Here is a 23,766-nt window from a genome sequence, read left to right as displayed (position 1 = left end):
TCTTCTCAGTCAGCCCCGTACACGCTGGCGATTATCACGCAAGCCCATCACGCACGCCGTGCGCTCAGGAGGCGTCGATGAAGCGGTCCAGCACCCGCACGCCGAACTTCAGGGCGTCCACCGGGACCCGCTCGTCGACGCCGTGGAACATCCCGGCGAAGTCCAGCTCCGGCGGCAGCTTCAGCGGGGCGAAGCCGAAGCAGCGGATGCCGAGGTCGTCGAAGGACTTGGCGTCGGTGCCGGCGGAGAGCATGTACGGGACGGCCCGCGCGATCGGGTCCTCGGCGGCCAGGGCGGTCTGCATGGCGTCCACGAGGGCCCCGTCGAAGGTGGTCTCCAGGGCCTTGTCCGCGTGCACGTCCTCGCGCCGCACGTTCGGGCCGAGGATCCGGTCCAGGTCGGCGAGGAACTCCTCCTCGTACCCCGGCAGGTACCGGCCGTCGACGTGCGCGGTGGCCTGTCCCGGGATCACGTTCACCTTGTAGCCCGCGCCCAGCTGGGTCGGGTTGGCGGTGTTCTGGAGCGAGGCGCCGATGAGCTTGGCGATGCCGCCGAGCTTGGCCAGCGTCGCGTCCATGTCCTCCGGGTCCAGCTCGGTGCCGAGGGCGTCGCCGAGCTCGTCCAGGAAGTGCCGCAGCGTCTTCGTCACCCGCACGGGGAACTTGTGCCGCCCGAGCCGCCCGACCGCCTCGGACAGTTCGGTGATCGCGTTGTCCCGGTGGATCATCGAACCGTGCCCGGCGGTGCCGTCCACGGTCAGCTTCATCCAGTGCATGCCCTTCTGGGCGGTCTCCACCAGGTACAGCCGCAGGTTCTCGTTGACCGTGAAGGAGAATCCGCCGACCTCGCCGATCGCCTCCGTCACCCCTTCGAAGAGGCCGGGGTGCTTGTCGACGAGGTGCCTGGCGCCGAACGTGCCGCCCGCCTCCTCGTCGGCCAGGAAGGCCAGCACGAGGTCCCGGGGGGGCTTGCGGCCGCTGCGCACCCGGTCGCGGACGACCGCGAGGGTCATCGCGTCCATGTCCTTCATGTCGACCGCGCCGCGGCCCCACACGCAGCCGTCGGCGATCTCGCCGGAGAACGGGTGGTGCGTCCAGTCCCCGGCGTTCGCCGGCACGACGTCCGTGTGGCCGTGGATGAGCAGGCCGGGCCGCGAGCGGTCCTCGCCCTCGATCCTGACCACCGTGGAGGCGCGGCCCCGGTGCGACTCGAAGACCTGCGGCTCCAGCCCCACCTCGGCGAGCTTCTCCGCGACGTACTCGGCGGCCTGGCGCTCGCCCGGACCCGAGTGGTCGCCGTAGTTGCTCGTGTCGATCCGGATCAGCTCGCGGCAGAGGTCGACGACCTCGTCCTCACCCTTGATGCTCCTGGTCGTGTCCTGCTCGCTCACGCTGCTTCCTCCCACGGTCACTGCTGGTGGTCCCTTCCATCCTCCCTCCCCGGCCCCCGCGGCCCAAGGCCGGACCGCGCCCGTCACACGTCGTTCACGCCTCGTGTCCGGCACCCGGCCCGTGATCGGGTGACCTGGAAAGCCTGGTAATGTTTCCTTCGTCGCCGCGAGGGGAACCCCGCGCGACAGACACCTTGTCCGGGTGGCGGAATGGCAGACGCGCTAGCTTGAGGTGCTAGTGCCCTTTATCGGGCGTGGGGGTTCAAGTCCCCCCTCGGACACAAGGAACGGGTGAGGGCCGCGACCACTGGTCGCGGCCCTCATTCATGTATCCGCGATGCCTGCCGAATCCACCCGCCGAATGGTGCCGCGGGCGGATCCGGGGTAGATGTGGGGTAGATCTCGTCAGGGTGACGTATCCCGATGTCAGCGCGCCGCGGACCGCTGTTCCAGCGTCTCCGTACGCACTGCCCGCCCGGCCGGGACGCGGGTCCACGGCCGGTGTCGTACTAAAATTCCATGCTTGTTCGGAGCTGACCGGAACATCCCCAGGCACACCTGCGGGCCCGCAGGCTCCCCCGGCCCGGCCGGGAACGACACGTGAGGACCCGATGGCAGCCCTCCAGCAAGGCCCCTCGCTCGAATTGTCCGACGACGACGTACGGGCCGGGTTCGGCGACCGGGCACGTTTCTCCGCCTCCTCCGCACCTTCGCCGCGCACGCTCGTCGACATCCTCGACGCCTCCGTGCGGGCGTATCCCGACGAGCCCGCGCTGGACGACGGCCGCCGGGCCCTGACCTACCGTGACCTCGCCGTCGAGGTCGAGGCGTTGCGGCAGCGGCTCGGTGACGCCGGGGTCGGACTCGGCGACCGCGTCGGCGTACGCGTGCCGTCGGGCACCAACGAGCTGTACGTCGCCGTGCTCGCCGTGCTGGCCGCGGGGGCCGCCTACGTGCCGGTGGACGCCGAGGACCCGGACGAGCGGGCCGAGCTGGTCTTCGGCGAGGCGGACGTGCGCGCCGTCGTCGGGGCCGGGCACGAGCTGACCGTGGAAGGGCGGAGCGAGGTGCCCGCCTCGCGGCCCGGGACCGGGCACGACGCGTGGGTCATCTTCACCTCCGGTTCGACGGGCAGGCCCAAGGGCGTGGCCGTCACGCACCGCAGCGCCGCCGCCTTCGTGGACGCCGAGGCCAGGCTGTTCCTCACCGAGGACCCCATCGGGCCGGGCGACCGGGTCATGGCCGGCCTGTCCGTGGCGTTCGACGCCTCCTGCGAGGAGATGTGGCTGGCCTGGCGGTACGGGGCCTGCCTGGTACCGGTGCCGCGCTCCCAGGTGCGCAGCGGCGCCGACCTGGGGCCCTGGCTGGTCGAGCAGGAGATCACCGTCGTCTCCACCGTGCCGACGCTGGCCGCCCTGTGGGAGCCGGAGGCCCTCAACGAGGTACGGCTGCTGATCTTCGGCGGCGAGGCATGCCCGCCCGAGCTGGCGCAGCGCCTGGTCACCGAGGGGCGCGAGGTGTGGAACACCTACGGGCCCACCGAGGCCACCGTCGTGGCCTGCGCCTCGCTGCTGACCGGCGAGGAGCCGGTCCGGATCGGGCTGCCGCTCGACGGCTGGGAACTGGCCGTCGTCGACGAGGCCGGCCGGCCCGTGGCGATGGGCGGCAGCGGGCAGCTCGTCATCGGCGGGGTCGGGCTCGCCCGCTACCTCGACGCGGAGAAGGACGCCGAGAAGTACGCCCCGCTGGAGTCGCTCGGCTGGGAGCGCGCCTACCGCAGCGGCGACCTGGTCAGGGCCGAGCCGGAAGGGCTGGTCTTCCTGGGGCGGGCCGACGAGCAGATCAAGCTCGGCGGCCGCCGGATCGAGCTGGGCGAGGTGGACACCGCGCTCCAGGGCCTGCCCGGGGTGGCGGGCGCCGCGGCCGCCGTACGCACCGCGCGCGGCGGGAACCAGCTGCTCGTCGGCTATGTGGTGCTCCAGGACGGCTGGGACCAGGCGGCGGCCGTCGAGAAGCTGCGGGCGGAACTGCCCGCGGCCCTCGTGCCGCTGCTCGCGCCCGTGTCCGACCTGCCGACCCGCACGTCCGGCAAGGTCGACCGCGACGCGCTGCCCTGGCCGCTGGAGAACCTGGACACCGGCGGCCCGGCCGAGCGGCTCTACGGGACCGAGGCGTGGCTCGCCGAGCAGTGGGGCGAGGTGCTCGGCATCCCGGTGAGCTCCGCCCGGGACGACTTCTTCGCGATCGGCGGCGGCAGCCTCGCCGCCGCCCTGCTCACCACCAGGCTGCGCACCCGCTATCCGAGCGCCGCCGTGCTCGACATCTACCAGCAGCCGGTCCTGCGCAAGCTGGCCCGGCACCTGGAGGGGTCGGCGCAGGGCGACGGCGCCCGGCGGGTGATCGCGCCGGTGCCGCGCCGGGCCCGGCTGATCCAGCTGCTCGTGCTCGTCCCGCTGTTCACGCTGCTCGGGCTGCGCTGGACGGTGGCCCTGGCCGCGCTCGGCAACGCACTGCACCGGTTCGGGGCGTACCCGTGGGCGCCGGCCACCTCCTGGTGGCTGGTCGGCCCGGCGGCCGTCCTGCTCTTCAGCCCGCCCGGAAAGCTGGCGATCGGCGCCGGCGGCGCGCGGCTGCTCCTGCGGAACGTGGCGCCCGGCCGGTATCCGCGGGGCGGGAGCGTGCACCTGCGGCTGTGGACGGCCGAGCGGCTCGCCGAGTTCAGCGGGGCGACCTCGCTGACCGGGACCTGGCTGGAGCGGTACGCGCGGGCGCTGGGCGCCAAGGTCGGGCCGGACGTCGACCTGCACTCGCTGCCGCCGGTGACCGGCCTGCTCAAGCTGGGCCGCGGCGCCGCCGTGGAGTCCGAGGTGGACCTGTCGGGGCACTGGCTGGACGGCGACCGGCTGGAGATCGGCCCGGTCAAGGTCGGCGCGCACGCCGTCGTCGGCACCCGGAGCATCCTCTTCCCCGGCGCCCGCGTGGGCAAGCGGGCCGAGGTGGCCCCCGGTTCGGCCGTGTCCGGGCACGTCCCGACGGGTCAGCGGTGGGCGGGCGCGCCCGCGGTCAAGCTGGGCAGGGCCAAGCGGGACTGGCCCAAGGAGCGCCCGCGGAAGGGCACGTACTGGGGTGTGATGTACGGGGCGAGCGGATTGGCGCTGACGCTGCTGCCGCTGGTCGCGGCGCTGACGGCGCTGCTCGTGGCGAGCGTCTTCGTCTCCCCGGACGCCGGGCTCGCCGACGCCCTGCGGGGCGCGGCCGTGGCGCTGGTGCCGGCGACGCTCGCCTTCGGTCTGGCGTACGCGCTGCTCCTGCTGGTCGCCGTGCGGCTGCTCAGCCTCGGGCTGCGCCCCGGTACGCACCCGACGCACAGCAGGACCGGCTGGCAGGCATGGACGGTCACCCAGCTGATGGACCGCTCCCGCGAGACGCTGTTCCCGCTGTACGCGGGGCTGGTCACCCCGGTGTGGCTGCGGCTGCTCGGGATGCGGATCGGGCGGGGCGCCGAGGTGTCGACGGTGCTGGCGCTGCCGAGCCTGACCACGGTCGGCGAGGGCGCGTTCCTGGCCGACGACACGCTGACCGCGCCGTACGAGCTGGGGGGCGGCTGGATGCGGATCGGCCGGGCGGAGATCGGGCGCCGGGCCTTCCTGGGGAACTCCGGGATGACCGCGCCGGGCCGCTCGGTGCCGGACGGCGGTCTGGTCGGGGTGCTCTCCGCGACGCCGAAGAAGGCCAAGAAGGGCAGTTCCTACCTGGGGCTGCCGCCGGTCAGGCTGCCGCGCCCGGCGCAGGGCGGCGACCAGAGCCGTACCTACGAGCCTCCCGCGCGGATGCTGTGGGCGCGCGGGCTCGTCGAGCTGTGCCGGATCGTGCCCGTCTTCTGCTCGGCGGCGCTCGCCGTGCTGACGGTGGCGGCGCTGAGCGCGCTCGGGATGTGGGCGTGGACGCTCGCCGGGGTGGTGCTGCTGGCCGCGGGGGCGGCCGCGGGGCTGCTGTCGGTGGCCGCGAAGTGGCTGCTCGTGGGACGCCACCGGACCGGTGAGCACCCGCTGTGGAGCGGTTTCGTGTGGCGCAACGAGCTGGCGGACACCTTCATCGAGGTGGTCGCCGTGCCGTGGCTGGCCGGGTCCGTGCCGGGCACGGCCGTGCTGAACCTGTGGCTGCGCGGCCTCGGCGCCCGGATCGGCCGGGGCGTGTGGGTGGAGAGCTACTGGCTGCCCGAGTCGGACCTGGTGACGCTGGAGGACGCGGCGACGGTCAACCGCGGCTGCGTGCTCCAGACCCACCTCTTCCACGACCGGATCTTGCGGACGGATACTGTGGTCCTCCGTGAGGGCGCCACCCTGGGCCCGGGCGGAATCGTTCTTCCCGGCAGCACCGTCGGGGCGCGCAGCACACTGGGACCCGCCTCCCTCGTCATGGCGGCGGAGTCCGTTCCCGACGACACCCGCTGGCTGGGCAACCCGATCGAGGCGTGGCGTTCCTAGGCGCGGCCCCGTACGGCGTCCGGGGAAGGGAACAGTCGGTACGCCGTACGGGCACAGCGCAGGGGAGCGGACATTTCAGTGGTTCAGCAGACAGCGGGAGCGGATCCGTACTTCCCGGCGAACGGGGATCCCCGTTACCGGGTCCACCGGTACGAGATCGCCCTGGACTACCGCCCGGGTCCCAACCGGCTGTCCGGCACCGCGCGTCTGAACGCCATAGCGGGCCGGTCGCCGCTCGCCGAGTTCCAGCTGAACCTCGCCGACTTCCGGATCGCCCGGGTACGGGTCGACGGGCGGGCGGCGCACTACACGCACCGGGGCGGCAGGCTGCGGATCCGCCCCGCGAAGCCGGTCCGGGCCGGGGCCGCGTTCACCGCGGAGGTCCACTGGTCGGGCAACCCGGCGCCGGTACGGAGTCCGTGGGGCGGGCTCGGCTGGGAGGAGCTGGAGGACGGGGCGCTGGTGGCGAGCCAGCCGGTGGGCGCGCCCTCCTGGTACCCGTGCAACGACCGGCCCGCCGACAAGGCCTCGTACCAGCTCTCCGTCACCACGCCGTCGGCGTACTCGGTGGTCGCGGGCGGGCGCCTGCTGGCGCGCACGCCGAAGGCGTCCACGACGACGTGGGTGTACGAGCAGGCGGCGCCCACGTCGAGTTATCTGGTCGGGCTGGCCATCGGCAAGTACCAGACCGTGCTGCTCGGCGACCCGGGGCCGGGCGGTGTGCCGCAGACGGGGCACATCCCGGCGCGGCTGCTGGCGGACTTCTCGCGGGACTTCGCGCGGCAGCCCGCGATGATGGCGCTGTTCGAGGAGCTGTTCGGCCCGTATCCGTTCGGTGAGTACGCGGTGGTCGTCACCGAGGAGGACCTCGACGTCCCCGTGGAGGCGCAGGGGCTCTCGCTGTTCGGCGCCAACCACGTGGACGGGGCGCGGGGGTGGGAGCGGCTGGTGGCGCACGAGCTGGCGCACCAGTGGTTCGGCAACAGCGTGAGCATCGCCGACTGGCGGCACATCTGGCTGAACGAGGGCTTCGCCAAGTACGCGGAGTGGCTGTGGTCGGAGCGCTCCGGCGGACCCACGGCGCAGACCCTCGCGGGCGTCGCCCACCGGGGGCTGGCCGGGCAGCCGCAGGATCTGCGGCTGGCCGACCCGGGCCGCAAGCTGATGTTCGACGACCGGCTGTACGAGCGGGGCGGGCTGGTGCTGCACGCGGTGCGGTGCGCCCTGGGGGACGAGGCGTTCTTCCGGATGCTGCGGGGGTGGGTCTCGGTGCACCGGGGCGGGGTGGTGACGACGGCGGCGTTCGCCGCGCACGCGGCGCGGTTCGCGGCGGAGCCGCTGGACGAGCTGTTCTCGGCGTGGGTGCACGAGGGGGCGCTGCCGCCGCTGCCGTCGCCGGGGGTGGCGATACCGGCGCGGCCGCCGTATCCGCCCCGCGGGGCGTAGGGCTCCGTCCGGGGGGGTGCGGGAGGGGCCCGGGAGTGCGGGAGGATGGGGGCATGTCCCGACGTGGTTCGCGCTCCCGCGGGGAGCGTTCTTCCGTGGCCTCCGGTTCCCGTACCGCTCCCTGCCCCTGCGGGAGCGGGGAGGCGTACGAGGGGTGCTGCGGGCGGCTGCACCGGGGGGAGCATCCGGCGGCCACCGCCGAGGCGCTGATGCGGTCGCGCTACTGCGCCTTCGTGAAGGGTGACGAGGGGTACCTGCTGCGGACCTGGCATCCGCGCACGCGGCCGACCCGGCTGGAGCTCGATCCGGCCGTGCGGTGGACGGGGCTGGAGATCCTCGCCACGACCGGGGGGACGGCCTTCCACACCACGGGCACGGTGACCTTCCGCGCGTCCTACGCCGGAGGCGCGCTACGGGAACACAGCCGCTTCGAACGAGCCGACGGGGCATGGCTGTACGTCGACGGGGACATCACCCCTTGACGCCTTCCGGGGACGCGGACTTTCAGGGGCGCGGGGAACGGCGCAGTCTTTTGTCTTTCAGGGGCGCGGGGAACGGCGCGATCAGCCACGACGCACCCGCAGCCGAACGACAGCCGCGCAGCGCAACGCGGCGCGCAGCGCCAGGACTTCTCAGCCCTCCGGGCTGAGGATGTCCAACTCCTCCAGCGCACCGAGCACGATCTCCCGCGTCAGCCCCTCCGCCCGCGCCGCGTCCCCGCCCCGTACCGCCTCCGCGACCTGCACATGCAGGGTGACCGCGGCCGGATCGGGGTCCTCGAACATGACCTGATGGTGCGTACGCCCCGCCAGCACCTCCGCGACCACGTCCCCGAGCCGCGCGAACATCTCGTTGCCGGACGCGTTCAGGACGATCCGGTGGAAGGCGACGTCGTGGACGAGGTACCCCTCCAGCTGCCGCCCGCGCGAGTTGGCCACCATGCCGAGCGCGCACTCCGTGAGCCGGGCGCACTGCTCGGCGGTGGCGTTCCTGGCGGCCAGCCCCGCGGCGACGGGCTCGACGGCGCAGCGCAGCACGGTCAGCGAGCGCAGCTGGCGCGGCCGGTCGGCGCCCGCCAGCCGCCACCGGATGACCTGCGGATCGTAGACGTTCCACTCGTTCGCGGGGCGCACGGTCACGCCGACCCGGCGGCGGGACTCGACGAGGTGCATCGACTCCAGGACCCGGACGGCCTCGCGCATCACCGAGCGTGACACCTCGAAACGCTGCGCCAGCTCGTCGGTGCGCAGGACGCTGCCCGGGGGGTACTCGCCCGCGGTGATCGAAGGACCGAGGCGCTCCAGTACATGGCCGTGCAGCCCCCGGCCCGGTGTGCTCATGGGGTTCAGGGTACGAGGAGGAGAGACGGATCAAAAAGTCAGACTTATACGTCACAGACTCTTGAATTCGTCTGACCTATAGGTTTCAGTGTCGTGACGGATGCGGCACCGGAACCGCTCATCCGATGTCGAAGAAGACAGCGAGGCAGCAATGACTACTCCCGACGTCATCGTGGTCATGGGCGTGGCAGGCACGGGCAAGACCACCATCGGTCCCCTGCTGGCGGACCGGCTCGGCGTTCCCTACGCCGAGGCCGACGACTTCCATCCGGAGGCCAACATCGCCAAGATGGCGGCCGGCACCCCGCTCACCGACGAGGACCGCCGCCCCTGGCTGGACGCCATCGGCGCCTGGGCGCACGGCCGGGCCGGCCTCGGCGGCGTGGTCAGCTGCTCCGCGCTGAAGCGCGCCTACCGCGACCGGATCAGGTCGGCCGCTCCCGACGTGGTCTTCGTCCACCTCACCGGTGACCGGGAACTCATCGCGGACCGGATGGCACAGCGCAAGGGCCACTTCATGCCCACGGCGCTCCTCGACTCCCAGTTCGCCACCCTCCAGCCGCTCCAGGCGGACGAGACGGGTGTCGCCGTGGACGTCACCGGCAGCCCCGAGGAGATCACCGAACGGGCCGTGACCACGCTGCGCGACCTGTCCCGGTAGCCCTCTCCCCCTCCCCTCTCCCCTTCCTTCCTTCAAGCCCCCCTCCCCTCCCGCAAGGAAAAGCACCGTGACCGGACTCAGCGTCGAGATACTGGCAGCGGACCCCGTCGAACCGATCACCTCGGCGGGCCACGCCCAGCTGGGCATCGCCGTTCTGGCGGGCATCGCCGTCATCGTCCTGCTCATCACCAAGTTCAAGCTCCACGCCTTCCTCGCGCTGACCATCGGCTCGCTGGCGCTCGGCGCCTTCGCCGGGGCCCCGCTCGACAAGGCGATCGCCAGTTTCTCGGCCGGTCTCGGTTCGACCGTCGCCGGAGTGGGCGTACTGATCGCCCTCGGCGCGATCCTCGGCAAGCTGCTGGCGGACTCCGGGGGCGCCGACCAGATCGTCGACACGATCCTGGAGAAGGCCGGCGGCCGCTCGATGCCCTGGGCCATGGTGCTGATCGCCTCGGTGATCGGGCTGCCGCTCTTCTTCGAGGTCGGCATCGTGCTGCTCATCCCGGTCGTCCTGATGGTGGCCAAGCGCGGCAACTACTCGCTGATGCGCATCGGCGTCCCGGCGCTCGCGGGCCTGTCCGTGATGCACGGGCTGATCCCGCCGCACCCCGGCCCGCTGGTCGCGATCGACGCGGTCAAGGCGAACCTCGGCGTCACCCTCGCCCTCGGCATCCTCGTCGCCATCCCGACGGTGATCATCGCGGGGCCGCTCTTCTCGAAGTACGCGGCCCGCTGGGTGGACGTCCCGGCCCCGGAGAAGATGATCCCGCAGCGTGCCTCCGAGGACCTGGAGAAGCGTCCCGGCTTCGGCGTCACCATCGCCACCGTGCTGCTGCCGGTGGTGCTGATGCTGGCCAAGGCGCTGGTCGACATCGTCGTCGACGATCCCGGGAACACGGTGCAGCGCGTCTTCGACGTGATCGGCTCGCCCCTGATCGCGCTGCTCGCGGCCGTGCTCGTGGCCCTCTTCACCCTCGGCCGGGCGGCCGGTTTCACCAAGGACCGCCTCTCCTCGACCGTGGAGAAGTCCCTCGCCCCGATCGCCGGCATCCTGCTGATCGTCGGCGCGGGCGGCGGTTTCAAGCAGACGCTGATCGACTCCGGCGTGGGCGCGATGATCCTGGACATCTCCGAGGACTGGTCGATCCCGGCCCTGCTGCTCGCCTGGCTGATCGCGGTGGCGATCCGGCTCGCAACCGGTTCCGCGACCGTCGCCACCATCTCGGCGGCCGGTCTCGTGGCCCCGCTCGCGGCCGACATGTCGACCGCGCACGCCTCACTGCTCGTGCTGGCGATCGGCGCCGGTTCGCTGTTCTTCAGCCATGTGAACGACGCCGGGTTCTGGCTGGTCAAGGAGTACTTCGGCCTGAGCGTCGGCCAGACCCTCAAGACCTGGTCGGTCATGGAGACCATCATCTCGGTGGTCGCGGGCGGCCTGGTCCTGCTGCTGTCGCTGATCATCTAGCGGGCCGCGGACCGCGGACCTCCCAGGAACCGCACGAACTTCCCATGAGTCTCTCTCCACGCACACTGATCACCGCACACCGATCATCGTTCGAAGCGGAAGAGAGAGCAATCTTGGAAAGCTCAGCATCCCCCCGCGGCCGCCGGGCCGTACTCGCCCTCGGCACCGGGGCCGTGGCGGCGCTGACCACAGCCGCCGCGGCCCCGTCGGCGGCGACGACCCCGCCGAAGACGCGGGCACACGCGCCCGCGGCCAAGGCCGAGTCCGGTGTGGTCGGGGCCCTCGCCGCACTGGAGCGCGCCCACTCCGCCCGCCTCGGTGTCTACGCCCGCAACACGGTCACCGGCGAGACCGTGCGCTACCGCGCCGGCGAGGCGTTCCCGATGTGCTCGGTGTTCAAGACCCTCGCCGCCGCCGCGGTCCTGCGGGACCTCGACCGGCGCGGCGAGTTCCTGGGGCTGCGGATCCGGTACACCGAGGAGGACGTGGCGGAGGCGGGCGGCGCCCCCGTCACGGGCCTTGAGGAGAACCTCGCCCACGGCATGACCGTCGCCGGGCTGTGCCACGCAGCCATCGCCCACAGCGACAACACCGCGGCGAACCTCCTGCTCCGCGAGCTGGGCGGCCCGGCCGCCGTCACGCGCTTCTGCCGTTCCCTGGGGGACACCACGACCCGTCTCGACCGGTGGGAGCCCGATCTGAACTCCGCCGAGCCCTGGCGTACGACGGACCTCACCACCCCGGCCGCGATCGGGCGGACGTACGCGAAGCTCGTCCTCGGCGGCGCGCTCGTGCCGCGGGACAGGCGGCAGCTGACCGAGTGGCTGCTGGCCAACACCACGAGCACGAACCGTTTCCGCGCGGGTCTGCCCGCGGACTGGGCGCTCGGTGACAAGACGGGCACGGGCGCGTACGGCACCACCAACGACGTGGGCATCGCCTGGACGCCGGACGGGTCACCCGTCGTCCTGGCCGTCCTGTCCACCACGTCCGACCCCGGGGCCCCGAAGGACGACGCGCTGGTCGCCGGGTCCGCCGAACTGCTGGCGGCGGCGCTGGGCCGGTAGCGTGCCACGGCCGGCCGGGCCCGGTCGCGGTCCCCGCGGCGCGGGCCGGCCTCCTGCCGTCGGTGCACGGCCTCCCGCCCTCAGTGCACGGCCTTCGCCGCGGCGCGGCCCGCGGTGCGCCCGGAGAACAGGCAGCCGCCGAGGAACGTGCCCTCCAGCGACCGGTACCCGTGCACCCCGCCACCGCCGAACCCGGCCGCCTCACCCGCCGCGTACACCCCGGAGAGCGGGTCGCCGCCCTCGGTCAGCACCCGCGAGGAGAGGTCGGTCTCCAGACCCCCGAGCGTCTTGCGGGTGAGGATGTTGAGGCGGACGGCGATGAGCGGCCCGGCCTTGGGGTCGAGGACGCGGTGCGGGGCGGCCGTGCGGATCAGCTTGTCGCCGAGGTAGGCGCGGGTGCCGCGGACCGCCATGACCTGGAGGTCCTTGGTGAAGGGGTTGGCGATCTCCCGGTCGCGCGCGACGATCTCGCGGCGCAGACCGGCCTCGTCGACGAGCGGTTCCCCGGTGAGCTCGTTCATACCGCGGACGAGCGCGCCCAGCTCCTTCTCGACGACGAAGTCGACGCCGTTGTCCATGAACGCCCGTACCGGCCCCGGCACGTCGGCGCGGGCCCGCTGGAGGACGCCCTTGACGGACTTGCCGGTGAGGTCGGGGTTCTGCTCGGATCCCGAGAGCGCGAACTCCTTGCCGATGATCCGCCGGTTGAGCACGAACCACGTGTGGTCGTACCCGGTCCGCATGATGTGCTCCAGGGTGCCGAGCGTGTCGAAGCCGGGGAACAGCGGTACGGGCAGCCGGTTGCCGCGGGCGTCCAGCCAGAGCGAGGACGGGCCGGGCAGGATGCGGATGCCGTGCTTGTCCCAGATGGGGTTCCAGTTCTGGATGCCCTCGGTGTAGTGCCACATGCGGTCGCGGTTGATCAGGTGCCCGCCGGCGGCCCCGGCGATGCCGAGCATCTCGCCGTCCACGTGCGCGGGCACGCCGGAGATCATCCGCTCGGGCGGGGTGCCGAGGCGCTCGGGCCAGTGGGCGCGCACGAGGTCGTGGTTGCCGCCGATGCCGCCCGAGGTGACGACCACCGCCTGCGCCCGCAGCTCGAAGGCGCCGGTGACCGTGCGGCTGCTGGCCTGCCCGCGTTCGATGCCCGACGGTTCCAGCACCTCGCCGCTCACCGTGTCGACGGTGCCCGCGCTGCGCGAGAGTCCCGTGACGCGGTGCCGGAACCTCAGCTGCACGAGGCCCCGCGCGACACCCTCGCGGACCCGCCGCTCGAAGGGGGCGACGAGGCCCGGACCCGTACCCCACGTGATGTGGAAGCGCGGTACGGAGTTGCCGTGGCCGCCCGCGTCGTAGCCGCCGCGCTCGGCCCAGCCGACCACGGGGAACCAGCGGACGCCCTGCCGGTGCAGCCAGCTCCGCTTCTCGCCGGCCGCGAAGTCCACGTACGCCTCCGCCCACTTGCGGGGCCAGTGGTCCTCCGGGCGGTCGAAGGCCGCGGTGCCCATCCAGTCCTGGAGGGCCAGCGCGTGGCTGTCCTTGACACGCATCCGGCGCTGCTCGGGCGAGTCCACGAAGAAGAGGCCGCCGAACGACCAGTGCGCCTGGCCGCCGATCGACTGCTCCGGCTCCTGGTCGAGGAGGATCACCTTGCGCCCCGCGTCGACGAGTTCCGCGGTCGCCGCGAGTCCGGCCAGACCCGCTCCGATCACGATCACGTCCGCGTCGTACGCCATGCGCAGCTCCTCCTCGGCCTTGTTACTGATCGGTCAGATCCTTGGGCACCGGAGTACCCCAGTCAACCGCTCCGCTCCGGTTGCCGAAGTCGCCGGGGTCCTGCGGGGCGTGGTCCTGTGAGGCGCGGCCCTGCGGGGCGTGCTGCTTTGATGGGCGGATGAGTTCCGCTGACGAGATTCTCGATGTCGTCGACGAGCACGACCAGGTGGTGGGCCGGGCCCGGCGCGGTGACGTGTACGCACGCGGACTGCGGCACCGGTGCGTGTTCGTCCAGGTCAGGGATGCGGCCGGACGCCTGTTCGTGCACCGGCGCACCTCGGTCAAGCTGGTGTTCCCCTCCCTGTACGACATGTTCGTCGGCGGGGTGGTGGGCGCGGGCGAGAGCTACGACGACGCCGCGCTGCGGGAGGCCGAGGAGGAGCTGGGGGTCCGCGGGCTGCCCCGGCCGGAGTTCCTCCTCAAGTTCCTGTACGACGACGGGGCCGGGAAGAGCTGGTGGTCGGCGGTGTACGAGGTGCGGTGCGAGCTGCCGGTCTCCCCCCAGGCGGAGGAGGTCGACCGGTACGCCTTCCTGCCGGAGGACGAGGTGCGGGAACGGCTCACGGAGTGGGAGTGGGTGCCGGACGGCCTGGCGGCGTACACACGGCTGCGGGCCTTCCGGGAGGCGGGCTGAGGGTGGTGGTGCCGGGTGGTGCCGCGGTGCCGGTGCGGGCGAAGGGCTGGTCACGCGGTTTCCCGCACCCTTGACGGGGCTGCGGCCCCGGTAGGGTCGCCTGCGTGATCGAATTTGCGCGGAACGTCCGGCTGTGGTTCGTGCCCGAGCGGATCAGGGAGGACGGGGGCACCCCCGACTACCGCTTCTCGCTGGCGAACGAGCGGACGTTCCTGGCGTGGCTGCGGACCTCGCTCGCACTGATCGGCGGCGGCTTCGCCGTGGACCAGTTCCTGCCCGATCTTCGGTGGGCGTGGCGGGTCGGTCTCGCGCTGGGGCTGCTGGCCGCCGGAGTGCTGTGCGCGCTGCGGTCGGTGAACCACTGGATCCGCTGCGAGCGCGCGATGCGCAGGGGCGAGGACCTGCCGGTGTCCCGCTTCCCGGCGCTGCTGGGCATCGGGGTGGCCCTGGTGGCCGTCGCGATGGTCGTGGCCGTGCTGGTGGGGTGGGAGGCGTGACGGGGGTGTCCGCGCCGGAGCGGGGGGCCCGGGACCCCGGGCTGCAGCCGGAGCGCACGCGGCTGGCGTGGCGGCGTACGACCCTGACGGCGACCGTGGTCGCCGTGCTCGCGGGGAAGTCGGCGCTGCGCGACGGGCCCGGCGCGGCGGCGTTCGCGGGGTGTGTGCTGTGCTGTGGGCTGTGGCTGGGCTTCCTCGGCGTGGCGCACCGCCGGATCCGCGCGCTGTCCGGGGGCGTACCCCCGGAGACGTTCACCCCGCGGCATGCGGGCACGGCCGCGCTCTGCACGATCGCGCTGGCGGTGTGCGCGACGGCGCTCGTCCTCTGAGCACCTCCGTCCGGTCCGTCCGGCGGCCGCCGGACGGACCCGGCGGCCGGTCCCATCGGACGATCCTGCCGGGCGGTCCCGCCGGGCCGCTTCCGGCGGGCGGTTTCCCGTGGGCGGCCGAGACGCCAGTCACGTTTCGTTCGTCCACTGGACGGCATACCGACCGGTCGGCATCATATGGTGAGTCCTGATTCCCGCCTACGGAGGCAACACGATGAGTCCAGACCACCCGCCGGGTCTCGACCTCGGCCGGCTGCGCGGCCTGCTCGACAGCGAGCGGCCCGGGCTGGTCGACGGCCCGCTGACCGGCCGGCTGATCGAGGGCGGACGGTCGAACCTCACGTACGCGGTGACGGACGGCACCTCCCGGTGGGTCGTACGCAGGCCGCCGCTCGGGCACGTGCTCGCCACCGCGCACGACATGAAGCGCGAGCACCGGGTGATCAGCGCACTGCACCCGACCGCCGTGCCCGTACCGCGCACGCTGCTGCTCTGCGAGGACGCGGAGGTGCTGGGCGCGCCCTTCTACGTCATGGACTTCGTGGAGGGCACCCCCTACCGGACCGCCGAGCAGCTGGCCCCCCTCGGTCCCGAGCGCACGCGCGGCGCGGTCCTCGGCCTGGTCGACACCCTGGTGGAGCTGCACGCGGTGGACCCCGCCGAGGTGGGTCTCGCCGACTTCGGCCGGCCCGACGGCTTCCTCGACCGGCAGCTGCGGCGCTGGGGCAAGCAGCTGGACGCCTCCCGCAACCGCGAGCTGGCCGGTATCGACGAACTGCACGCCGCGCTGGGGCGCGAGCTGCCGCGCTCCCCCGCCGCCACCGTCGTGCACGGCGACTACCGTCTCGACAACGTGCTGATCGGCGCGGACGACCGCATCACGGCCGTCCTCGACTGGGAGATGTCCACGCTCGGCGACCCGCTCACCGACCTGGGCCTGCTGGTGATGTACAGCATGCCGCTGGGACTGCCCGACTCCCCCGTCTCGACGACCGCGACGGCCGCCGGACATCCGGAACCGGCCGAGCTGATCGAGCGGTACGCCGCGCGCTCGGGGCGCGACGTGTCGGCCGTCGCCTGGTACACGGCGTTCGCGTGGTTCAAGCTCGCCGTGATCCTGGAGGGCATCCACTACCGCTACACGCTCGGCCAGACCGTCGGCGCGGGCTTCGACCGCATCGGCGACCTGGTCCCCGTGTTCATCGAGCACGGCCTGACCACCCTCCAGGAAGGCTGACGGACCATGGACTTCGCATTCGACGCGCGCACCGAGGAACTGCGGGCCAGGCTGCTCGCGTTCATGGACGAGTACGTCCATCCGGCGGAGGCGGTCGCCCACGAGCAGCGCGAGCGGCTGGCCTCGCCCTGGGACACCCCGGCCGTGGTCGAGGAGCTGAAGGCCGAGGCGCGCCGCCAGGGGCTGTGGAACCTCTTCCTGCCGGACTCCGAGTACGGGGCCGGGCTGACGAACCTCCAGTACGCGCCCCTCGCCGAGATCACCGGCCGCTCCCCGCAGCTGGCGCCCACCGCGCTGAACTGCGCGGCGCCCGACACCGGCAACATGGAGGTGCTGAGCCAGTTCGGCGACGAGCAGCAGCGCAAGCAGTGGCTGGAGCCGCTGCTCGCCGGTGAGATCCGCTCGGCGTTCGCGATGACGGAGCCCGAGGTGGCCTCGTCGGACGCGACCAACATCACCACGCTGATCGAGCGGTCACCCGGCGGCGCGGGCGGCACCGGCGGTACGGACGAGTACGTCATCACCGGCCGCAAGTGGTACATCTCCGGGGCGATGAACCCCGACTGCAAGATCTTCATCGTGATGGGCAAGACGGACCCCGACGGGGCCGACATCCGCCGCCAGCAGTCCATGGTGCTGGTGCCGCGCGACACCCCGGGCGTCGAGGTCAGGCGCGCGATGCAGGTGTACGGCTACGAGGACCACTACCACGGGGGCCACGCGGAGGTCGTCTTCCACGGCGCGCGCGTCCCGGTCACGAACCTCGTCGGCGAGGAGGGCGGCGGCTTCGCCATCGCGCAGGCCCGGCTCGGTCCCGGCCGCATCCACCACTGCATGCGGCTGATCGGCATGGCCGAGCGGGCCATCGAGCTGATGTGCCGGCGGGCGGTCTCGCGCGAGGCGTTCGGGAAGCCGCTGGCCCAGCAGGGGGTCGTCCACAACTGGATCGCCGACGCGCGGGTCGCCGTCGAGCAGCTGCGCCTGCTGGTCCTGAAGACGGCCTGGATGATGGACACCGTCGGCAACAAGGGCGCGCACACGGAGATCCAGGCGATCAAGATCGCGACGCCCCGTGCGGTGGTCGACATCATCGACAAGGCGGTCCAGCTGCACGGCGCGGGGGGCGTCAGCCAGGACTTCCCGCTGGCCGAGCTGTGGGCAGGGGCCCGCACACTGAAACTGGCCGACGGACCGGACGAGGTGCACCAGCGGTCACTGGCACGGGCGGAGCTGAAGAGGTACGTCTGACCCGCCTACCGGTTTGCGCCGGTTCACCGGTGGTGCGCCGCCGGCGGGGACACCGGCGACCCGGCCCCCGGCTCTCCCGCCGCCGACGGACGGGCCGACGGGCCGACGGGCCGACGGGATCAGCCTCTCCGGGAGAGGCCGGGCACCGGGAGGCCCGGGGGCGACCCCGGCCACGGCCTACGGCCGGAGCGCCCGCAGCAGCAGGTCCGCCAGGTGGTCGGCGACCTCCTGCTGGGTGAGCGGGCCGTCCGGCCGGTACCACGTCGACAGGTGGTGCACCGAGCCGAAGTGGTAGTCGACGACGAGGTCCGCGGGCGTCTCCCTGGAGAAGACACCGGCTTCCTGGCCCTCCTCGATCAGCGCCCGGAACCGCTCGTGGTACCGCCGCCGCTCGGCCCGTACCTGCTTGTTCTTCTCGGGGCTCAGATGGTGCATCGAGCGGAAGAAGATCGACGCGTCGTCCAGATTGTCGATCGTCGTCACGACGACGTCGGCGGCGGCCCCCCGCAGCCGCTCCTCCACCGGCGCCTCGGCGTCGGCGAAGGCGTCGAGGCGCTCCTGCTGCACCCGCAGCACGCGCGCGTACACCTCGTGGAGCAGATCGTCCTTGGACCCGAAGTAGTGGTACAGCGCGCCCTTGGTGACACCGGCCGCCTCGACGATCTCCTGGACCGAGGTGCGGTCGTAGCCGCGCTCGGCGAAGAGCCGGGTGGCGGCGGCCAGCAGCCGCTGCGGAACGGGCGTGCCGTCCCCGTCCGTCGTCCTGGGCACTGCCGCCACCCGCCTTCCGGTGTTCTCGGTGTTCTCGGTTTTTTCGGTGGTCTCGGTTTTTTCGGTGGTCTCGGTGCTGTTCATGTCGTTCGTGATGCGTGCTGTGCGGTTCCGGTTGCTCTCCGCCCGTCCCGGTCCTGATACGGCCCGGGCCGCGGCTCCCGACGGAGAATCCTCCCATCCCCGGGAACGACCGGTGCGCGCCGGGCCCCGCCCGGGAGCACGGCCCGCAGCCCGGCCGCGTACGGGGAGGCGGTCACCGGCCGTCCGTCTCCCACTTCTGCTGGATGTGGTTCATGTTCGTCAGCCAGTGATCGGGGTCGGCGGCCCGCGCCCGGTAGTACCCGGCGACCTCGGGGTGCGGGAGGATCAGGAAGCGGTCCTCCTCGATCCCCGCGAAGAGGGCGTCCGCGACGGCCTCGGGCTCGATCGCGGTGGGCCGCAGGACGAGGTCCCCGGCGCTCCCGCTGCCCGTGAGCATGTCGGTGCGGACGCCCTGCGGGCAGATCGCGTGGACCTTCAGACCGCGGTGGCGGTACGTGAGGGAGAGCCATTCGGCGAAGGCGTACGCGCCGTGCTTGGTGACGCTGTACGGGGCCGCGCCGATCATGGTGAGCAGTCCGGCCGCCGAGACGGTGGAGACGAAGCGGCCGCTGCCGCGCTCCAGCCAGGCGGGGAGCAGTTGCCCGGCCGCGCGGACGTGGGCCATCACGTTCACGTCCCAGGCGAGTTCCCAGACCTGTTCGGGAGCCGCTTCGGTGCCGGCGGAGCCCACGCCCGCGTTGGCGCAGTAGACGTCCACGGTGCCGCCGAGTGCGTCCCGGGCCTCGGCCACGATCGCGGAGGCGTCGCCGGGAACCGCGATCCCCCCGATCTCCCCGGCGACGGCCTCGGCCTTCGCCCCGTCCAGGTCGTTGACGACGACCCGGGCCCCCGCGGCGGCGAACCGGCGGGCCAGCGCGGCCCCGATCCCGCCCCCCGCACCCGTGACGACCACTGCGGCATCCTGCATGGCTTCCACCATCGGTCTCCTTCGACACGGCGACATCACTGCTCTGCCCACCGTCAGACTAACCGGTCGGTATGCACCCGGTAAGGGGCGTGGGGCCGTATCGGTGTGCGACTCCGCCGTGTGGGCGCGACGGAGCCACGCCGATCCGGTGGCTTACGTGCGGCCGGTGGAAGCCCTACCGTGCACATGCCAGCCTTCCGCGAACCCGGAGGTCCCCGTGCGCCGCTTCTCCAGACGCAGTCTCCTCGCCGCCACCACCGCCGCGACGGCGCTCCCGGCGGGCGCGGCGGCCGCCGCGCCCGCCGGTCCGCGACCGGCGGCCCGCCGGCTCCGGACCGGCTTCGAACGCCTCGCCGACAGCGGCTACGACCTCCTCGAAGGCGACCGCGTCGGCATCGTCACCAATCCCACGGGCATCACCAGGGACGTGCGTCACATCGTCGACGTGATGCACGCCGACGACCGCGTGGACCTGGTCGCCGTCTTCGGCCCCGAGCACGGCTTCCGCGGCACCGCGCAGGCGGGCGGCTCCGAGGGCCGGTACGACGACCCGGCGACCGGGCTGCCGGTCTACGACACGTACCTGAAGAGCGGACAGCCGCTGGCCGACATCTTCACGGCCTCGGGCGTGGACACGGTCGTCTTCGACATCCAGGACGTGGGCGCCCGCTTCTACACCTACATCTGGACGCTGTACGACTGCATGGAGGCGGCCCGGCTCGCGGGCAGGCGCTTCGTGGTGCTGGACCGCCCCAACCCGGTCACGGGACGCGGCGCGTACGGGCCCGTGCTGCACAAGGAGTTCGCGACCTTCGTGGGCCGGGAGCCGATCGCGCAGGCGCACGGGATGACGGTCGCCGAGCTGGCACGGCTGTTCAACGCGGAGTTCCTGGCGGCGCCGGTGCCGCTGGACACCGTGCGGATGTCGGGCTGGCGGCGGTCCGACTTCCACGACGCCTCGGGGCTCCCCTGGGTACCGCCCAGCCCGAACATGCCGACGCCCGACACCGCCCTGGTGTATCCGGGCACCTGCCTCTTCGAGGGGACGAACCTGTCGGAGGGGCGCGGCACGACCCGGCCGTTCGAGCTGCTCGGCGCGGAGGGCGTCGACCGGCGGTGGGCCGCCGCGGCCGATCGGCTCGGGCTGCCCGGGGTGCGTTTCAGGGAGGCGTACTTCGCGCCCTCCTTCTCCAAGTTCCAGGGCAGGACCGTCGGCGGTGTGCAGGTCCACGTCCACGACCGCGCGGCCTACGACCCGGTGCGCACCGGGATCGCGCTGCTGGTGACCGCCAGGCAGGCGTGGAGCGGTTTCGCCTGGCGTCCGGACAACTGGATCGACAGGCTGACGGGCTCCACCCTGGTGCGCACGATGATCGACGCGGGCGCGACGGCCGACGAGGTCGTGGCGGGCTGGCAGGACGAGCTGGCGGCGTTCCGGCGCGTGCGCGAGGAGTACCTCCTCTACCGCTGACGCACGCCGGTGCGCCGGTCCGCCCCCCGGATCACGGGGCGGACCGGCCGGAGAGGGGCCGCCGGCGGCGGCCCCTCTCCGGCGGACACGTCACCGGTGCGAGGTGAACTCCACGACCTGCTGGTAGGTCGGCCGGTTCTGCCAGCTGATCTTCCCGTGCTTGATGCCGCCCAAGGTGCGCTGGTTGATCGAGTCGGCGCACCACTGGTCGCCCGCCGAGCAGAGCTCGTCGCCGGGGTAGACCTGTGCCGCGGTCCGGCCGGCCGCCTGCTTGAGCGTGCTGATCAGGATGTCCCGGCAGGCGCTGAGGCTGCCGCCGCCGCAGTACGGCTCGGCGAGTCCGCCCCGGACCGGCTCGCCGAGCACTGCCCGGATGTCCTTGTGGACGTAGCTCCACCAGCCGTACTGGAACGAGCTGCCGGCGTGCGACCCGGTGGGCCCGTGGCCCGCCGAGGGCGCCTCGTCGACCGGGAGGTTGTTCGTCATGGCGGTGTAGAGGCCGCTGCCGAGGCCCGGTTCGAACTCGGCCTTCACCAGGAGCGGCCACCAGGCGTCCAGGATGCGGATCGCCTCGGCGTCGGCGTACGTCTTCGAACCGGCCGACGTCTCCTTGCGCTTGGCGCCCGCCGTCACCCAGTCGGAGAGCCTGGTCACCGCCGCCGCTGCCGCCTGGTCGGTCACCGGTGAGGTCCTGATGACCTGCAGCAGCTTCGGCAGCACGTCCTCGGCGCGCAGGTCGGCCAGCCCCGCGTCCGCCATCGCCCTGGTGAGGGACGCCCTGGTCACCCCGCCCTCGGTGACCAGCCTGCGCACCCGGTCGTCCAGGAGGTTGCCGCGGTGGACGGAGCCGTTGCCCCAGGGGGCCGTGGTGTAGTCCTCGGCCTGCTTGTTGTTCCAGGAGATGTAGTAGTCCTGGTCGATCGAGTTCGGGTGCTCGGACGGCGGGGTGTAATCGGCGGTGTTCGTCGCCGGCGTCCAGTTCCGCCACTCGTACGCAGGCTGCGCCCGGACCGGGAACTCGGCGTCGACACCGGCGGCGCGCACCGGGTTGTCGCCGCTGTTGTAGTAGGCGGTGTGCTCCGCGTCGGCGTAGAACCAGTTGAAGGTGTAGTTGATGTGCTGGACCGCCGACTGGAACGTCTCCGGGCTCTTCACGTGGCCGGGGTCGTTCAGCATCTGGAAGCCGATGATCGAGTCGGCCTCGTGCATGAAGGAGGAGCGCAGGGAGGTGTAGGCGACCTTCTTGCCGTCGACGGTGGCCCGGTGGGTGACCGGCCCGTACTTCGTGCGCCAGACCTGCATGCGGTAGGAGCCGGCGGCGGTCCCGTCGGCCGTGGTGGGCTTCCAGGCGTTGGTCTGCTCGACCTTCTCCATGGCCGTGCAGGTGCCGCGGTGGAGGTAGTGGGTGTCGTCCTGGCACAGTTCGACCGCGTACGTGTCGATGATGTCCTGGCCGGAGGTCGTGGCGCTCCACGCGTAGTCCTGGCCGCGGCCGAGTTCGACGTACATGCTCAGGCCCGCGAACGAGGCGCCGCGGGCGCTGAGGCCGGGGCCCTGGATCTCCTGGAGCATGAGCAGCTGTGGCGCGAAGTAGCCGGTCTGCGGTCCGAAGACGGCGATCGGGTGGCCGCTCGCGGTGTGCTCGCCGCTCACCACGAGGGCGTTGGACATGCCGCGCCGGGCCGAGCCGAGCGCGCTCGCCGTCGCCGCGGCGGACGTCCTGGCGGCACCGGCGGTGGCCGCGCTGCCGGTGCGGTCGTACACCAGGGGTTCCTCGGTGACCGTGCCGGCGGCGGGCATCGCCGCGCCCTGCGGGACGGCCGGTTTCGTGGCGTACGGGAAGCTCTCGCCGTCGTGGAGGGTGAGCACGGCCTCGGGGTCGTTGCGCTCGCGGAAGGACTCCCAGACCTGGGTGCCCTTCTCCACGCCGTACCTGGACTGGGCCGCGAGGAGCGAGATCGCGTTGTTCACCTCGCCGCCGCCCCCGGAGCCGAAGAGCGCGCCGATGACGGAGGCGAGGGCGACCAGGTCGGTCTCCTTGAAGTGCTCGATGGTCCCGGCGTTGGTGATCGAGTCCTTGTGGCCGGTCAGGACGTACTCACCGGGGAAGTAGCGGCCGCTGTCGGCGGCGTCGATGTAGGCGTTGATGCCGTCGAGGTAGGCCCGGACGTCGGCGAGGGCCTGCTGTCCGCGGGCGCCGTTCTTCGCCACCACGCTGTCGATCTGGGCCTGCAGATCGGCCTCGGTGTAGGGGGCGTGGCGCCAGAACTCCTGCTCCAGCCCCTGGTTCGAGGGGGCTCCGCCCGCGAAGGGGGTCAGCTTGCCGCGTCCGACGTGCCGGAAGACGTCCATCAGCCACAACCGGTCCTGGGCCGCCGCGTAACCGGCTCCGAACTCGGTTCCGTAGCGGGTGGTACCGGTGATGTGCGGCACGCCGGTCTTCCTGTCGCGGACGATCGTCACGTCGGTGCGTCCGGCGGGCTTCAGGGTGGACTCGACCTGGTCGGCGGGAACCCCGAACGAGGCGTCCCTGAAGAAGTCGTTGATCTTGGCGTCGGTGAGTGCGCGGTGGCCGGACGCCAGGTTGGCATAGGGGCCCAGCTGGTCTTCCGCGTGGGCGGGCTGGGTGCCGAACGCCTGGTTGAGGATGATCTCGGCGAGGGTCGCGTTGCCGTTCTGGCCCGCCGGGAGGATGTCCGAACACTGACCGCCGCAGTAATCGTCCGCGGCCAGGACGGGGGTGTCGGCGGCCATCGCGCGGGAAAGCGGTGACAGAAGACCGGCAATGAGAACGCATATGGAAGCGCCCATGAGGAACTTGGGGAATCTGCGGGGAGTTCTCAGTCTGTCGAGCATGGTGCGTGGGGTACGCCGGGGCATGGCTGACTCCTCACGGACGGGGATGCGCCGGACGCTACTGCCGGTGTCCCCGGGT

The 23,766-nt window shown here is 72.4% G+C and carries 18 protein-coding genes and 1 tRNA gene; 13 read left to right on the top strand and 6 right to left on the bottom strand.

The features are described 5' to 3' along the window. Nucleotides 1-64: 64 nt before the first annotated feature. Complete coding sequence (locus KM933_RS12540; protein ID WP_221351335.1) at nt 65-1,390, bottom strand: M20/M25/M40 family metallo-hydrolase; 1,326 nt, start codon at nt 1,388-1,390, stop codon at nt 65-67. A gap of 196 nt (nt 1,391-1,586) precedes the next feature. On the opposite strand from KM933_RS12540, the gene KM933_RS12535 reads away from it, so the two are divergent. The 4 genes from KM933_RS12535 (at nt 1,587) to KM933_RS12520 (ending at nt 7,805) form a co-directional block, all read left to right on the top strand. After that, nucleotides 1,587-1,671 (top strand) — tRNA-Leu (locus tag KM933_RS12535). A 330-nt stretch (nt 1,672-2,001) separates the two neighbouring features. Beyond that, nucleotides 2,002-5,877: a Pls/PosA family non-ribosomal peptide synthetase gene (locus tag KM933_RS12530; RefSeq protein WP_221351333.1), complete on the top strand. Its 3,876-nt coding sequence runs from the start codon at nt 2,002-2,004 to the stop codon at nt 5,875-5,877. A 72-nt stretch (nt 5,878-5,949) separates the two neighbouring features. Then, nucleotides 5,950-7,323 carry a M1 family metallopeptidase gene (locus KM933_RS12525; protein WP_430727306.1) on the top strand — a complete coding sequence of 458 codons (1,374 nt, stop codon included), beginning with the start codon at nt 5,950-5,952 and terminating at the stop codon, nt 7,321-7,323. A gap of 53 nt (nt 7,324-7,376) precedes the next feature. Further along, nucleotides 7,377-7,805, top strand: a complete 429-nt coding sequence (locus tag KM933_RS12520) for a YchJ family protein (RefSeq protein ID WP_221351329.1) — start codon at nt 7,377-7,379, stop codon at nt 7,803-7,805. A 150-nt stretch (nt 7,806-7,955) separates the two neighbouring features. Here KM933_RS12520 and KM933_RS12515 read toward each other — a convergent pair whose 3' ends face one another. Beyond that, nucleotides 7,956-8,663 carry a FadR/GntR family transcriptional regulator gene (locus tag KM933_RS12515; protein ID WP_221351327.1) on the bottom strand — a complete coding sequence of 236 codons (708 nt, stop codon included), beginning with the start codon at nt 8,661-8,663 and terminating at the stop codon, nt 7,956-7,958. Between the two features lie 151 nt (nt 8,664-8,814). On the opposite strand from KM933_RS12515, the gene KM933_RS12510 reads away from it, so the two are divergent. The 3 genes from KM933_RS12510 (at nt 8,815) to bla (ending at nt 11,856) form a co-directional block, all read left to right on the top strand. After that, complete coding sequence (locus tag KM933_RS12510; protein ID WP_221351325.1) at nt 8,815-9,324, top strand: gluconokinase; 510 nt, start codon at nt 8,815-8,817, stop codon at nt 9,322-9,324. 67 nt (nt 9,325-9,391) lie between these two features. After that, complete coding sequence (locus KM933_RS12505; RefSeq protein WP_221351324.1) at nt 9,392-10,789, top strand: GntT/GntP/DsdX family permease; 1,398 nt, start codon at nt 9,392-9,394, stop codon at nt 10,787-10,789. Nucleotides 10,790-10,902: 113 nt separating this feature from the next. After that, nucleotides 10,903-11,856, top strand: coding sequence for a class A beta-lactamase (gene bla, locus KM933_RS12500; RefSeq protein WP_260333441.1), 954 nt, complete (start codon nt 10,903-10,905; stop codon nt 11,854-11,856). Nucleotides 11,857-11,936: 80 nt separating this feature from the next. Here the strand turns inward: bla and KM933_RS12495 are convergent, their stop codons facing one another. Continuing rightward, nucleotides 11,937-13,592, bottom strand: a complete 1,656-nt coding sequence (locus tag KM933_RS12495; protein WP_221351320.1) for an FAD-binding dehydrogenase — start codon at nt 13,590-13,592, stop codon at nt 11,937-11,939. 158 nt (nt 13,593-13,750) lie between these two features. Between KM933_RS12495 and KM933_RS12490 the strand changes: the two genes are divergently transcribed. The 5 genes from KM933_RS12490 (at nt 13,751) to KM933_RS12470 (ending at nt 17,577) form a co-directional block, all read left to right on the top strand. After that, a complete protein-coding gene (locus KM933_RS12490; protein WP_221351318.1) occupies nt 13,751-14,266 on the top strand; it encodes an NUDIX hydrolase in 516 nt (171 codons plus the stop codon). Between the two features lie 104 nt (nt 14,267-14,370). Continuing rightward, on the top strand, nt 14,371-14,763 hold the full coding sequence (locus KM933_RS12485; protein ID WP_221351316.1) for a YidH family protein: 393 nt from the start codon (nt 14,371-14,373) through the stop codon (nt 14,761-14,763). 5 nt (nt 14,764-14,768) lie between these two features. Continuing rightward, entirely contained in the window at nt 14,769-15,092 is a 324-nt protein-coding gene (locus KM933_RS12480) for a DUF202 domain-containing protein (RefSeq protein ID WP_221351558.1), read from the top strand. A gap of 214 nt (nt 15,093-15,306) precedes the next feature. Further along, a complete protein-coding gene (locus KM933_RS12475; RefSeq protein ID WP_221351314.1) occupies nt 15,307-16,329 on the top strand; it encodes a phosphotransferase family protein in 1,023 nt (340 codons plus the stop codon). A gap of 6 nt (nt 16,330-16,335) precedes the next feature. Then, the gene (locus KM933_RS12470; protein WP_221351312.1) at nt 16,336-17,577 is read left to right on the top strand and encodes an acyl-CoA dehydrogenase family protein; all 1,242 of its coding nucleotides are present in this window, start codon (nt 16,336-16,338) and stop codon (nt 17,575-17,577) included. Nucleotides 17,578-17,754: 177 nt separating this feature from the next. Here KM933_RS12470 and KM933_RS12465 read toward each other — a convergent pair whose 3' ends face one another. Next, nucleotides 17,755-18,348: a TetR/AcrR family transcriptional regulator gene (locus tag KM933_RS12465; RefSeq protein WP_221351556.1), complete on the bottom strand. Its 594-nt coding sequence runs from the start codon at nt 18,346-18,348 to the stop codon at nt 17,755-17,757. Nucleotides 18,349-18,604: 256 nt separating this feature from the next. Next, nucleotides 18,605-19,372, bottom strand: a complete 768-nt coding sequence (locus KM933_RS12460) for an SDR family oxidoreductase (RefSeq protein ID WP_221351310.1) — start codon at nt 19,370-19,372, stop codon at nt 18,605-18,607. A gap of 205 nt (nt 19,373-19,577) precedes the next feature. Here KM933_RS12460 and KM933_RS12455 point away from each other — a divergent pair, with 205 nt between their 5' ends. Further along, nucleotides 19,578-20,831 carry an exo-beta-N-acetylmuramidase NamZ family protein gene (locus tag KM933_RS12455; protein ID WP_221351308.1) on the top strand — a complete coding sequence of 418 codons (1,254 nt, stop codon included), beginning with the start codon at nt 19,578-19,580 and terminating at the stop codon, nt 20,829-20,831. 90 nt (nt 20,832-20,921) lie between these two features. Here KM933_RS12455 and KM933_RS12450 read toward each other — a convergent pair whose 3' ends face one another. Next, nucleotides 20,922-23,711 (bottom strand): penicillin acylase family protein, encoded by a 2,790-nt coding sequence (locus KM933_RS12450; protein ID WP_221351306.1) that lies wholly within the window; start codon nt 23,709-23,711, stop codon nt 20,922-20,924. Nucleotides 23,712-23,766: the final 55 nt, after the last annotated feature.

This window comes from Streptomyces beigongshangae, assembly GCF_019710745.1.
Classification (GTDB): Bacteria; Actinomycetota; Actinomycetes; order Streptomycetales; family Streptomycetaceae; genus Streptomyces; species Streptomyces beigongshangae.
The sequence above is the reverse complement of the archived record's forward strand: the minus strand, read 5'-3'. Positions and strand labels throughout refer to the sequence as shown.